This window comes from Mycobacterium shunyiense (assembly GCF_058270035.1).
In genome coordinates this window covers 137639-151092 of record NZ_JBZDPT010000031.1, presented here as the reverse complement: position 1 = coordinate 151092, position 13454 = coordinate 137639, and the positions used below count along the sequence as shown (strand labels likewise).

The window sequence follows — 13454 nt, the reverse complement described above, 5'->3', positions numbered from 1 at the left end:
ACCGGATCGGAATCTCAGGTCGGCGGGACACGTAGCTTCCTGCCGGCGGTCGAAGGCATGCGCGCCTGCGCGGCCATGGGTGTGGTGCTCACGCACGTCGCCTTTCAGACCGGGCACACCACCGGGGTGAGCGGCCGGTTCTTCGGCCGGTTCGACCTGGCAGTCGCGGTGTTCTTCGCATTGTCTGGGTTCCTGCTGTGGCGCGGCCATGCCGCCGCCGCCCGCGGCATGCGTCCCCGCCCGCGAACCGGTCACTACCTGCGCTCGCGCATCGTGCGCATCATGCCCGGCTATGTGGTGGCCGTCGTGGTGATCATCCTGCTGCTCCCGGAGGCCAAGGCCGATCTGACGGTGTGGCTGGCCAACCTGACCCTGACCCAGATCTACGTGCCGCTGACGCTGACCGCGGGGCTCACCCAGATGTGGAGCCTGTCGGTTGAGGTCAGTTTCTATCTGGCGCTGCCGGTGCTGGCGCTGCTCGCGCGGCGGCTGCCGGTGCGGGCCCGTGTCGGCGTGATCGTCGCGCTGGCGGCGCTGAGCCTGTTGTGGGTGCGCATCCCGTTCTCGGGCACCACGGGACTCAACCCGTGGAACTGGCCGCCGGCGTTCTTTTCCTGGTTCGCCGCGGGCATGGTGCTGGCTGAACTCACGGTGAGCCCATTCGGTTGGGTGCACCGGCTGGCCCGGCGCCGGGTGCTGATGGGTGTCATCGCCGCGGTGGCGTTCGCGATCGCGGCCTCGCCGCTGGCTGGACTGGAAGGGCTACGCCCGGGCTCGGTCGGCCAGGTGACGTTGAAGACGGCGATGGGTGCGATCGTCGCGGGCGCGCTGCTGGCCCCGCTGGTCCTCGACCACCCCGACACCGGGCATCCGATTCTGGGCAACAAGGTGATGGTCACGCTGGGCCGCTGGTCCTACGGGCTGTTCGTCTGGCACCTTGCGGCGCTGGCCATGGTGTTCCCGATGATCGGGGAGTTCCTTTTCAACGGCCAGATGCTGGTGGTGCTGGTTCTGACGCTGGTGTTCGGTTTCGCGCTGGCCGCGGTCAGCTACGCGCTGGTGGAGTCACCGTGCCGGGAGGCCCTGCGGCGGTGGGAGTACCGGAATCAGACCCCGGTGCCACCGCTGGACAGCTCCATCACCGACGAGCCCGAGCCGGCTCCAGCCGCGCGATGACCTCGTCGCGCACCGCGGTACGCCGGGCCTTGCCCGCGTCGTCACGCAGTGGGGTGTCGACGAACTCGACGTCGCCCGGCACCTTGTAGCCCGACAGACGCTCGCGCAGGAATGCCTGCACCGCCGTGGCATTCAGGTCCGATCCGTCGGACGTTTGCACGAGCGCGTACGGCACCTGCCCGAGATCTTCGTGCGGTACGCCGACGACGAGGCAGGACAGGACGTCGGGATGCTCGGCGAGCGCCGCTTCGATCTCGGCCGGGTAGACGTTCTTGCCGCCGACGGTGAACATGTCCACCCGCCGGTCGTTGAGGTAGAAGAACCGCTCGGGCCCGTCGTCGACGTAATACCCCAGATCTCCGAGTGAGTCCCAGCCGTCGCGGTTTTTGGCCGTGCTGCCGACGTAGCGGTAGGTGGGGGCGCTGCCCGGTCCGGGCCGCATGTAGATCTCACCGGTCACGCCGGGCGGGCACTCCTGGCCGTCGTCGTCGAGCACCTTCATCTCTCCGGCCACCACCACGCCGACCGATCCCGGATGCCGCAGCCACTGCTCGCCGGAGATGAACGTGAGCGCCTGCAGTTCGGTGCCGCCGTACAGTTCCCACAGGGCCTCGGGGCCGAGCAGGTCGATCCAGGCCTGCTTGACCGCAGGTGGGCAGGGTGCGCCGACATGCCAGAACCGCCGAATGCTCGACAGGTCATAGGCTTTCGGGTCGGCGCGGTACACCGGCAGCAGCCGTTGCATGATGGTGGGCACCGTGGTCAGGAACGTCACGCGGTGTTCGGTGACCAGCGCCAGGAACTCGGCTCGATCGAAGCGTGGCATCAACACCAGGTGGTGGCCCTGCAACAGCGCGATGGCGAATGTGGTGAAACCGGTGTTGTGGCTCATCGGTACCGACATCAGCGTCACGTCGTCGGGCTGGGCGCCCAGGGGCACACCGATCAGAGCGGGCACCCGGCTGTCGCCGCCGGCTTCGATCAGCTTCGGGCGTCCGGTACTGCCGCCCGACGCCATCGACTTCCACGTCGGCGCGACCGCCTCGGGAAGCGGTGCATCGGACAGCTCGGCATCAGGAGTGAAACCGGCCGGAACCCAGGGGGTTTCGCCCGCGTCACGGCCGACGACTAGGGCCCTGGGACGCAGCGCGAGGATCCCGGCGAACTCCGCGTCCGGCAACCGGGGCGACAGGGGTTGCGGTACCGCGCCGAGTTTCCAGGTGGCAAGGACGGCCTGTACCCATCCGATCGAGTTGGGCAGGCTTATGGTGACGTAATCGCCTTGTCGCACACCGCGTTCAGCGTAGGCGCGGGCCAGTCGATTGGTGGACCGGTCCAGTTCGGCCCGGGTGAGCGTGATGCCCTGGCAGGTCACCGCGGGCCGGTCAGGACCGGCCGCTGCCAACTCGGCGACCTGGGTAGGAATGGTCGGGATGCCGTCGGTCATCTCAGTACCCGCCCTTCCGCTCGAAGATCCGGCGTGGGTTGTCCACGAGCATCGTGGTGATCTGCTCCTCGGTGACCCCACGCTCGCGTAGGGCAGGCAGCACATCGTTGTGGATGTGCAGGTAATGACTGTTGGGCAGGGCCGTGGTGGTCAATTCGTCAGGCAGCGCGTCGAAGTAGCACCAGGTGTCGTGCGAGAGCACCATCTTCTCGGCGTGGTCGCGCTCGCACATGGTCGCCACCGTGGCGACCCGCTCCTCGAACGGCAGGAAGACATCCACACCGAACCGGTCCATGCCGATATAGGACCCGTTGGCGATCAGCTCTTCGAGGTAGCCGATGTCAGTGGTGTCACCGCAATGGCCGATGATCACCCGGGACAGGTCGACGCCCTCCTCGGCGAAGATGCGCTGCTGTTCGAGGCCGCTCCGGCTGTCCGCATGGGTGTGGGTCGAGATGGGCACTCCGGTCTGTCGGTGGGCCTGAGCGACGGCTCGCAGCACCCGTTCGACACCCGGTGTGACGCCCGGTTCGTCAGTGGCGCACTTGAGGATTGCCGCTTTGATCCCGGTATCGGCGATGCCGTGTTCGATGTCGCGGACGAACATCTCGGTCATCGGATCCGGACGGCCGGTTTTGGGCGCGTTGAAGTGGAAGGTCAGCGGCAGGTCGTTGTAGGTGTAGAAGCCGGTGGCGACGATGATGTTCAGGTCGGTGGCCTCGGCGATCCGGGCGATCCGCGGAATGTAGCGGCCGAGGCCGATCACCGTGAGGTCGACGATCGTGTCGACACCGTGGGATTTGAGTTCGGTGAGCCGCGCGATCGCATCGGCTTCCCGGCTGGCTTCGTCGCCCCAGGACTCGGGATAGTTCTGGGTCAGCTCGGTGCTCATGATGAAGACGTGCTCGTGCATGAGCGTGACGCCGAGGTCGGTGGCATCGATGGCTCCGTGGGCGGTGTTGACAGTCGGCACGAGCCCGATGCTAGGTGCGTCAGTCCGCTGTGTGTGGGGATTCGGCCCAGTCGCGGGCGGTGGTACCTGCACCGTCGAGCCCCCAGCTGATGATGCGGCGCGGCGCGATACGGATGATGTCGCCGGACAGCCCGCCTTCGGTGGTTCCCGCGCCGGGCAGCGCCGTTGCCGTGCCACGGATTTCGATGCCGCGCGCGTCTGGTGGCCGTACCGAGAGCACCGTGTCGACGATGAAGGCGACCTGCGGGTTGCCAATCACATTGCGCCACTTCTGCGTCGACGCGAGGGCGTGGCCGACGATGTCGATGCCCTCCTGATCGGGACTCACGTGGACACCGACGGGACGGATTTGCGGAGCGCCGTTGCGGTCGACGGTGCACAGGCGTCCGATCGGTTGCTCGCGCAGGTAGGTCAGCTCGGCGGCGGTGAAGCTCATGATGTCGGTCCTTCTTCGTCGGGTCGCAGCTCGTCGTACTGCAGGGTGTCGTGGAGCCGGGTGAATACCCTTTCGATGCAGTCGAGTTCGTCGGGCCGGATGTGGTCGAAGAACAATTCGCGGACCGACTCGGAGTGCAGCGGCATGGCGTCGCGCAGCACTTCGGCGCCGGAGGCGGTCAGCACCGCGCGGTAGCCGCGGCGATCCTCGGGTACCGGTTCCCGCAGCACCAGACCGCGCTTGGTCATCGAGTTGATCTGGTAGGTGATTCGGCTGCGGGAGAACACCATCTTCTCGGCGAGTTCGCTCATGCGCAGGCGGTGATCGGGAGCGGCGGACAGCAGCATCAACAGGTGATAGTCCATCAAGCTCAGGCCGGTGGCCTCCCGGAGGCGCTCGTCGAGCAGTGTCTCCAGACGCAGGCTGGATTCGATGTAGGGCCGCCAGGTCCGTGCCTCGGCGGTGGAGAGCATTCGCGTCACATTCCTCCGATCGGTCAACTAGTTCAGATCTCAATAGTGTGAAGTATCGCCTTGCTGTTCGCCATATCTCGACCTACAGTCAATATAGTACAAATTTGAACGACATGAAGGGACGCCTGACATGACACACGTGGTCGACTGGGACGACGCCTACCGGCAGGACCAGACCCCAGCCTGGAGCATCGGTGCACCGCAACCGGAGTACGCGGCGATCATCGACACCGACGGCGCGGTCCGAGGTGAGGTTCTCGATGCGGGGTGTGGTCACGCCGAACTCGCGTTGGCGCTGGCTGCGCGCGGCCACAACGTCGTCGGCCTGGACCTGAGCCCCACCGCCGTGGCGGCAGCAACCGAGACCGCCCGTCAGCGAGGGCTGGACACCGCGACATTCGCGCAGGCCGACATCTCCTCGTTCACCGGATACGACGGCCGGTTCTCGACGATCTTCGACAGTGGGCTGCTGCACGCGCTGCCTGCCGAACTCCGCGACGGCTACCTGCAATCCGTGTACCGCGGGGCGACGCCTGGTGGGCGGTTCTACATCCTGGCCTTCGGCGCCGGCGCATTCGGTGACCTGGACGGCCCGGGCCCGACGCAGTTCACCGAAGATCAATTGCGCGAGGTGGTCTCACGCCGCTGGCAGGTCGACGAGATCCGGCCGGCACAGCTGTATGCGGCCCTGCCCGAAGGTCGCACCCAGATGCCGGCCTTCTTGGTGACCGCCACCAAGGTCTAGCGGCTACCCGGCGTCGGCTTCGACGGCGGCCATGACCTCGGGGGTGATCGGGTCGAGGATGTCGTCGAAGTCGTGGTGCTTCTGCACGTACTTCTTCACAAAAGGGCAGACCGCGACGATGCGTTTGCCGGCGGCACGCGCATCGGTCAGTGCCGCGGAGACCAGCTCGCCTGCCAGGCCGCGGCCGCCGAACTTGTCGTCGATTTCGGTGTGGTGGAAGATGCGCTGGTCGCCGGAGTCGACATAGGCCGCGAGGCCGGCGTGTTCGCCGTCGACGGTGATCTCGTAATGGCGGGCTTCGGGAATGTTGCGGACTTCAGCCATGTCCCAACTATGCCCCAGTGGCACTGGCACGATCATGCAGATGGCCGTCACCGCAGGTTCGACGTGGGCGCCGTTGGCATCGCCGGTCTACCGGGCGCTGTGGATCGCACAATTTGTCTCCAACCTCGGCACCTGGATGCAGACGGTGGGCGCCCAGTGGATGCTGGTCGGAGATCCGCGTGCCCCGGTGCTGGTGCCGTTGGTGCAGACCGCCACCACGCTGCCGGTGATGCTGTTGGCCCTGCCGTCGGGCGTGCTCGCCGACCTGGTCGACCGGCGCAGGTTGCTGCTGGCCACCCAGGGCGCGATGGCGGCGGGAGTGGCTGCGCTGGCGACGCTGACCGGTGTCGGTCTCGCGACACCGACGGTGCTGCTGATCCTGCTGTTCCTGATCGGTTGCGGGCAGGCGCTGACCGCACCGGCATGGCAGGCGATCCAACCTGATCTTGTTCCGCGTGAACAGATTCCGGCCGCCGCCGCGCTCGGCAGTATGAGCATGAACGGGGCGAGGGCGATCGGACCGGCGATCGCCGGCGCGTTGGTCTCGCTGTCAGGCCCGACCCTGGTGTTCGCGCTCAACGCGGTCTCCTTCGCCGGCATCGTCGTGGTGCTGCTGCTCTGGCGCAGCCCCGTCGCCGAACACCTGCTGCCCGCCGAGCGGCCGTTGGCCGCACTCAGCGCCGGTGGCCGGTTCATCCGGAGCTCACCGATCATCCGGCGGATTCTGCTGCGGGCGGTGTTGTTCATCGCGCCCGGCAGCGCGTTGTGGGGCCTGCTCGCGGTGATCGCCGACAGGCAGCTCGGGCTGTCCTCGTCCGGCTACGGCCTGTTGCTGGGCGCGCTCGGAGTCGGGGCGGTGCTCGGCGCGTTCGTCCTGGGCCGGCTGCAGTACGCGTTCGGCCTGAACGCCCTGCTGATTGCCGCCGCCGTCGGATTCGCCGGAGCCACTGCGGTTCTGGCGCTGGTCCACAACTTCGGCATCGTCCTGGCGGCCCTCGTGATCGGGGGCACGTCCTGGCTGTTGGCACTGTCGACGCTCAATGCCTCGATGCAGTTGAGCCTGCCTGCGTGGGTGCGCGCCCGCGGGCTGTCGGTGTATCAGCTGACGTTCATGGGCGGCCAGGCGATCGGTTCGCTGGTGTGGGGGCTGGTGGCCGGTGCGACGAGCACCGTGACGGCGCTTTTGATCAGTGCCGGCCTTCTGGTGTTCTGCGCGGTATCGGCCTGGTGGTGGCCGCTGCACGCGCGCACCGGCGACCTGGACCTGACCCCGTCGGCGCATTGGCCCGAACCGGCGTTGGTGTTCGAGCCGGCCCCGCCGGATGGCCCCGTTCTGGTACTGACGTCCTACCGGGTGGAACCCGAACATGAGGCCGAGTTCTTCGCTGCCATGGGTGTACTCGGCCGGTCCCGGCAGCGCACCGGGGCCACGCAATGGCAGCTGTTCCGCAGTGTCGAGCGTGACGCCGTCTTCGTCGAGGCGTTCGTGGTGCGGTCCTGGGACGAGCATGTGCGGCAGCACCGCACTCGCCTCACCGGTAACGACCTGCTGATCGAGCAGTCAGTGGAGCGGTGGGTCGAGGGCGAGCCGGTTTCGCATCACCTGATCGCGGTACGCACTTCTTGACTGTGAGCGCCATCACAGTAATATGACCAGTGGTCATCCACTCTGGAGGCGCTGATGCCAACGGTCACCTGGGCACGTGTCGATCCCGCTCGTCGGGCCGCGGTGATCGCGGCCGCCGAGGCGGAATTCGGGGCGCACGGATACTCCCGCGGCAGCCTCAACGTCATCGCCCGCAAGGCTGGTGTCGCGAAAGGCAGTCTCTTCCAATACTTTGCGGACAAGCGCGACCTGTACGCGTTCATCGCCGATGTCGGCAGCCAGCGGGTGCGGTCCTACATGGAAGGCCGGATTCGCGAGCTCGATCCGAGCCGCCCGCTCTTCGAATTCCTCCCTGACCTGCTCGACGACTGGGTGGCCTACTTCGCCGATCACCCCAGGGAGCGGGCGCTGCACGCCGCCGCCAGTTTCGAGGTCGACGCCGACGCGCGGGTCAGCGTGCGCGCCGTGGTCCACCGTCATTACCTCGATGTGCTGCGCCCCCTGGTGCGGGATGCGCAAACGCGCGGCGACCTGAAGCCCGACTGCGACGTCGATGCGTTGCTGTCGCTGATGTTGATGATCTTTCCGCACCTGGCGCTCGCGCCGTACGTGCGTGGGATGGATCCGATCCTGGGCCTCGATGAGCCCAGCCCTGAGCAACCGGCCCTGGCCGTACGCCGCCTCGTCGGGGTGTTGTCGGCCGCATTCGCGGTACCCAATTTCTCGGCATCCGATCAACCAGCCCGCCAGACCTGAGGAGGTCTCATGTCACACACACAGTTCGGTTCGCTGGCCAAAGGTGGCCTCAATTGGAACAGCTTGCCGCTGAAGCTCTTCGCGGGTGGTAACGCGAAATTCTGGGATCCTGCCGACATCGATTTCTCCCGCGACCGAGCGGATTGGGAGGCGCTGACCGATCGGGAACGGGAGTACGCCACCCGCCTGTGCGCCGAGTTCATCGCCGGGGAGGAGGCTGTCACCAAGGACATTCAGCCTTTCATGTCCGCGATGCGGGCCGAGGGCCGCCTGGGCGACGAGATGTATTTGACCCAGTTCGCCTTCGAGGAGGCCAAACACACCCAGGTGTTCCGCATGTGGCTGGACGCCGTCGGTATCGGCGACGATCTGCACAACTACTTCGACGACCTTCCGGCCTACCGGCAGATGTTCTACGAGGAGCTGCCGCAGTCGCTGGATGCGTTGTACACCGACCCGTCGCCGGCTGCCCAGGTGCGGGCGTCGGTGACCTACAACCACATCGTCGAAGGCATGCTGGCTCTCACGGGATACTATGCGTGGCACAAGATTTGCGTCGATCGCGGGATCCTGCCCGGGATGCAGGAGCTGGTCCGGCGCATCGGGGACGACGAGCGTCGGCACATGGCGTGGGGCACGTTCACCTGTCGCCGTCACGTCGCCGCCGATGACGCCAACTGGGCGGTGTTCGAGGAGCGGATGAACGAGCTGATCCCGCTGGCGCTGCGACTCACCGAGGAGGGCTTCGCCCTGTACGCACCGGACATTCCGTTCGGCTTGGTGCAGGACGAGTTCATGCAGTACTCGGCCGACAAGGGGATGCGCCGGTTCGGCACCATCAGCAGCGCCCGGGGCCGGCCGCTCGAGGAGATCGACCTCGACTACTCGCCACTGACGTTGGAGGACACGTTCGCCGACGAGGATGCGCGGGCGCTGGCGGCCACCGCCTGACCCGCAAGGTCGGCGACAGGTCCCGAGGGTGCGGTGTCGGCGAACCCCTCCGTCGCCGACACCGCAGCCGTGCGCACCACATAGTGCGCAGCCGCGCGAACACAGCTAAGCCTCACAGCTCGGCTGCAACTGACTGCGTAGTTAATACGCTCAGCCCTGCACAATCCTGGTCCGCAACCTGAGGTCCCCCATGCAGCAAAGGACGTTCCGGGCTTGTGTCACGCGTGCCGGTACCGTAAGTACTGGATACCCGCGTTGTCAACAGCTCCACTGAATCCGTCGGCGAAGTGCCCGTTTACTCCGGATCGGTGGGCTCCGATGCTTTTGGTGTGACGATCGGCTCGGGTGATCGGGCAAAGGTGATCGTGGATACCGCAACGGAGATGACCGACAGCAGCGCCGCCAGTTGCACCCACGGCGAGTGTCCGACATACCCGTCGACCGACCGCCACGGGTACTGGCTCAGCGCCGCACCGGCCAGCGTCAGCCCGCCCGCCGCCACGGCCACCGTCAGCCTCTCCTGCCAGGCGTCGCGATTACGCAGCAGGTAGCGCACTCCCAGGGCGGCACCCGCTACAAGTAATCCCGGCAGGCCCGACAGCGCCGTACCCACCGCGAGTACCGCGGCCGAGGCCAGCGGCCGCGCCGGCTGCCACGGCTGCACAGGATCGAGATCCAGATCGCGGCGCCGCGCCGGCCACAGGGCCAACAGGGCCAGCACCGGTAGCAGTGCGAGTCCACCGATCAATCCGATGCGGTAGGGCCGGTTCGAGGGGAAGGACAACGTGACGGGTCCACTCTCGCCGGCCGGGATCACCCAGCCCTGCTGCCAACCGTTGATCTTCACCGGCTTCAGTGCGGTGCCATCGGCGGTCCGCGCGATCCATCCCGGGTTCACGCTTTCGGGCACCACCAGGGCCCGCAGTTTCCCTGATGCCGGCAACTCGACCTGCCTGCGGTCCGGTGACCACGCCGGTGCGGCGACGGGAGTTGTTGTGGCCACGCGTAGCTGAGCGGCCTCCGGGGTATTGAGGACGACCCCGTCGACGACGAACGCTGCGCCCGGGCTCACCAGGAGTTCCTGTTGGCCGGCGGGCAGGGTGACCGGGCCGGTCCGGCAGGGTTGGGCCGCAATCGGATCACCGTCGAGCAGTGCCCCCACGGTGGTGCGCACCGCGGTCTGGATGAACTGCCCGGCCACGCCGATGATGGGACCCTGACCGCACGGAAGTGACACTGTCCGTTTGCGATTGGCGGCGGAGTCGGCGGGGGCGACAGGCTTGCCGTGGACGTCGAGGACGGTCAGTTCGGCCAGCCCGGGCGGCTTGAGCTGGTCGAAGCCCAGCGAGGTGCGGTCGATGATGTCGTTCCAGGCGAGCAGCGACACGGTGATGGTGTCGGTCACCCGCGGTTTGAGGTGCGCGGTCTGAGCCTCACCGTTGCCGGGGAGCTTGTGTACCTGCGGACCGTCGCCCAGGTCGATCGAGACCAGCGTCGGATGCGCCGGCGGTTGGCTGGCGCCGGGATCGATCCGCAGCGCGCCAACCTCGGTGGGCGCAGGCAGTTTCAGCGTCAGCGTGGGCGGCGCCTTGAACTGAACGACGCGCTGCGGCGCGGTCCAGGACGTCCGCGGATCGCCGTCGGTGGCGGCATAGGCCGAACCGAGCACGTCGATCGGATCGGCGTCACCCGAGGCGCGGGTGGTTCCGGGTTGGGCGACCAGATCGGCGAGTTTGGGTCCCTGGCGGGACCGGATCCACACCGTCGGCTCGACTTCGGTGGGGGCGGGCACCGTGAGCGTGCGGCTGAGGTTCACCGGCTCCTCGGAGGCCAGCGCCAGTGCCGCCGCGCATCGGACCCCGGCCGGGCTGTCGGCGCAGCCGGTCCGGCCCAGGAGTTCTGTGCCCAGGTCCCATTGTGCGACAACCGAATCCGCTGGAGGGCCGGGAACCTCCACGGTGTGCCGCAGGTTGATGGGGTGCGCGAATCCAGAGGCGTCGTACTGGGTGACGGACAGATCGGTGATGCCGAACTGCACTCCGGGCGAACCGTCGTTGGTGGCGACCGCGGTGACCCGGACCCACGGCGTTTCACCGACTGGCAGCGGGATGGTCAACTGCTGGCCGGCGGTGTCGAAGCGCAGGCTGCTGGTGCCGGTCGCGGTGGCCACCTCGATGCGGCGCACCTGGGCACCGACCGCCGTCGCGCTGGGGGTGATGGTCAAGGTGGCGTTGGTGACCGGGTGATCGAAATCGACCTGCAACCACTGGCCGACCGCGGCCTGAAGGGCGTTGGACACCCACGACGTCGAGCCGTCGCTGTCGATGGCGGCAGCGGGTCCGGTGGCCGGCGCGACGTTGGGCAGTGCGGTGGAGTCCGCGGCCGAACTGGACACCGACACCCGTCCGCCGTTCCACTTGCCGTAGACCGGTGCGGCCCCGTCGGTCGGGTAGTCCGGGACCCGATTGTGGGTATGGCGGGCGTCGTCGGGGGTGCGGATCGCCGAGGCGTGGTCGTCGACGCGGCCGTAGTCGATCTCGCGCGCGGTCGGGGTGTCGGTGACGATCACCCCGGCCGATCCGTCGGGTTGTACCGGCAGGCCGGCCCGTTCGGCATCGGCGGTCAGCAGCATCGGCCCCAGTGGGGGTCGGCCGGCCAGGCGTCGGCGTTCGTCGAGACGCAGCAGCGCCTCGGGTGCACCGGCCACCCGGGTCATCGCGTCGGTGTCGACCAGATAGGGCGCGGCCGGGTTGGTTCCGCCGGTGTCCACCCGATAGATCTCGACGGCGGGGTACTGCGGTCGCAGACCACTGTCGGCGACGAAGCCCTCCAGCGTCCCGGGACCCGACGAGTCGCCGAACTCGGCGACCTTGGACAGTCCGGGAGACCCTTCGATCGACCGGTGCACCAGCACCGGCCGGGCCGACCGGGACACGTCGGGATCCAGATCGTTACGCAGTACGACATACGAAATGCCTTGCCGGGCAAGGGTGTCTGCGAGTCCCGCAGAAGGGCGGCCGGCGGCGAACAACCGCTGCACCGAATCCAGTGCGCGGATCGTCTCCGGCGGTGTCAGCGGGATCGAATCCCGCACCCCCCACGGGCTGGATCCGAGCACCTGTAACGGCTCGTCGTGGCTGTTGCCCCAGGTCTGGGTGGCGAACGGGGCACCGGGTGCGACCAGGACCCGGCCCCGGTCGGTGTTGTGTTCGTCGAGCCAGTCCGCGGTGTCGTGCCAGTACTGCGGGATGGCGGTGAAGGTTCCGGCGGGTGCGATCCGGCCCGTCCAGGCGAGCGAGGTTCCGGCGGCCAGTGCGGCGAGCACCACGATCGCCACCGCGATGCGCTTGTCGCGTTCGGGCCGGGCGAATGCCCGCACCCACACCGGCAGGGCCGCGCTGCCCGGCAGTGGGATCCGGCCCAACAGATGAGCCAGACCCAGCGCCAGCGGTAGCCGCAGCACCGGATCGAGCTTGGCCAGGTTGCGCAGCGGCGTGCCTGTGCCGTCCAGGAAATCCTGGACCGCCGTCGCCACCGGGGAGCCCAGCCCCCCGGAATAGCCCAGGCCCAGCAGGACCACGCCGATCAACAGCATGGTGATCAGCCGGCCCCGCGCAGGCATTGAGCGCAGCGCCAACCCGGCCAGGCCGGCTGCCGCCACCAAGGTCGTGGCCAGCACCGCGACCGTGCTCGTCACCAGTGACGCCGCCGCAGTGGCGGTAGACGCCACGAACGGGGTCCAGGTATGGGTGCCGCGCAGCATCTCGGTCAATGACATCCACTGCGTGGTGACGCCCGAGGATTCGATGAAGTCCAGGAACGGCGGACTGATCCGACCGAGCATCACCAGCGCCACGACCCACCAGGCGACGGCCAGTGCGGTACAGCCGAACCACCACGCGGTAAACCGCCACCACAGCCGGTTCGGGCGGTGGCAGGCCCACCAGATGATCGCTGCCAGGCAGCCGGTCAGGGTGGCGACGGCGTTCACCGCGCCCATCAGCGCCACGGCGCCCGCCGACCGGGCAGCCATCAGCCGCAGGTTCCGATCCTGGCGGAACGCCAGGATCATCGGCACCAGCACCCACGGCGCCAGCATCATCGGCAGCGTCTCGGACGAGATCGCGCCGAGGGTGGTCAGCACGCGGGGTGACAGCGTGAAGGCGAGTGCGCCGAGGACACGCGAACCGGTGCTGCCGATGCCCAGAAGTTCGGCCAGGCGCAGCATGCCCCAGAAACCCACGGTCAACAGCAGCGCCCACCACAGTCGTTGCGTGACCCAGCCGGGAATCCCCAGCAGATCGCCGGCCAGGAAGAACGCGCCGTGGGGGAAGAGGTAGCCGTAGGCCTGGTTCTGCGCCTGCCCGAACGGCAGGTCGCTGTTCCACAGATTGAAGGCGCGAGCCAGGAACCTCAGGGGATTGGCGGTGAGGTCCAGCTTCGTGTCGGGTGAAATCTCTCCGGGCGACTGGGCGAAAGTCAGGAGCAGTGTCGCCGCGGCGACCACCCACAACCAGCGCCGCGACAGTGGCGCGTCGAGCGCCCGCCGCGTTAGCGGCACATCCAA

11 protein-coding genes are annotated in these 13454 nt (G+C 67.8%); 5 read left to right on the top strand and 6 right to left on the bottom strand.

Going from position 1 to position 13454, the window contains the following annotated elements:
• The first annotated feature begins 57 nt into the window (after positions 1-57).
• Positions 58-1176, top strand: a complete 1119-nt coding sequence (locus AC4ELS_RS17885) for an acyltransferase family protein (protein WP_207549069.1) — start codon at positions 58-60, stop codon at positions 1174-1176.
• On the opposite strand, the gene AC4ELS_RS17880 is transcribed toward AC4ELS_RS17885, so the two are convergent.
• The 4 genes from AC4ELS_RS17880 to AC4ELS_RS17865 are packed head-to-tail and all read right to left on the bottom strand — an operon-like array spanning position 1139 to position 4505.
• Positions 1139-2623 carry an AMP-binding protein gene (locus AC4ELS_RS17880; RefSeq protein WP_499048490.1) on the bottom strand — a complete coding sequence of 495 codons (1485 nt, stop codon included), beginning with the start codon at positions 2621-2623 and terminating at the stop codon, positions 1139-1141. The genes AC4ELS_RS17885 and AC4ELS_RS17880 overlap by 38 nt on opposite strands.
• Position 2624: 1 nt before the next feature.
• Complete coding sequence (locus AC4ELS_RS17875) at positions 2625-3596, bottom strand: phosphotriesterase family protein (RefSeq protein WP_499048487.1); 972 nt, start codon at positions 3594-3596, stop codon at positions 2625-2627.
• Between the two features lie 19 nt (positions 3597-3615).
• Positions 3616-4032, bottom strand: a complete 417-nt coding sequence (locus tag AC4ELS_RS17870) for a PPOX class F420-dependent oxidoreductase (RefSeq protein WP_064957875.1) — start codon at positions 4030-4032, stop codon at positions 3616-3618.
• Positions 4029-4505 carry a MarR family winged helix-turn-helix transcriptional regulator gene (locus tag AC4ELS_RS17865; RefSeq protein WP_499048840.1) on the bottom strand — a complete coding sequence of 159 codons (477 nt, stop codon included), beginning with the start codon at positions 4503-4505 and terminating at the stop codon, positions 4029-4031. Before AC4ELS_RS17865 ends, AC4ELS_RS17870 begins: the two co-directional genes overlap by 4 nt.
• Positions 4506-4635: 130 nt before the next feature.
• On the opposite strand from AC4ELS_RS17865, the gene AC4ELS_RS17860 reads away from it, so the two are divergent.
• Positions 4636-5250 (top strand): class I SAM-dependent methyltransferase, encoded by a 615-nt coding sequence (locus tag AC4ELS_RS17860; RefSeq protein ID WP_499048483.1) that lies wholly within the window; start codon positions 4636-4638, stop codon positions 5248-5250.
• 3 nt (positions 5251-5253) lie between these two features.
• On the opposite strand, the gene AC4ELS_RS17855 is transcribed toward AC4ELS_RS17860, so the two are convergent.
• Positions 5254-5574 (bottom strand): GNAT family N-acetyltransferase, encoded by a 321-nt coding sequence (locus tag AC4ELS_RS17855; RefSeq protein ID WP_064882187.1) that lies wholly within the window; start codon positions 5572-5574, stop codon positions 5254-5256.
• A gap of 34 nt (positions 5575-5608) precedes the next feature.
• Between AC4ELS_RS17855 and AC4ELS_RS17850 the strand changes: the two genes are divergently transcribed.
• The 3 genes from AC4ELS_RS17850 to AC4ELS_RS17840 are packed head-to-tail and all read left to right on the top strand — an operon-like array spanning position 5609 to position 8887.
• Positions 5609-7201 carry an MFS transporter gene (locus AC4ELS_RS17850; protein ID WP_064882120.1) on the top strand — a complete coding sequence of 531 codons (1593 nt, stop codon included), beginning with the start codon at positions 5609-5611 and terminating at the stop codon, positions 7199-7201.
• Between the two features lie 54 nt (positions 7202-7255).
• Positions 7256-7936, top strand: coding sequence for a TetR/AcrR family transcriptional regulator (locus AC4ELS_RS17845; RefSeq protein WP_064882121.1), 681 nt, complete (start codon positions 7256-7258; stop codon positions 7934-7936).
• Positions 7937-7945: 9 nt separating this feature from the next.
• Positions 7946-8887, top strand: coding sequence for a R2-like ligand-binding oxidase (locus AC4ELS_RS17840; protein ID WP_055119657.1), 942 nt, complete (start codon positions 7946-7948; stop codon positions 8885-8887).
• A 295-nt stretch (positions 8888-9182) separates the two neighbouring features.
• Here the strand turns inward: AC4ELS_RS17840 and AC4ELS_RS17835 are convergent, their stop codons facing one another.
• Positions 9183-13454 (bottom strand): alpha-(1->3)-arabinofuranosyltransferase, encoded by a 4272-nt coding sequence (locus tag AC4ELS_RS17835; protein WP_499048479.1) that lies wholly within the window; start codon positions 13452-13454, stop codon positions 9183-9185.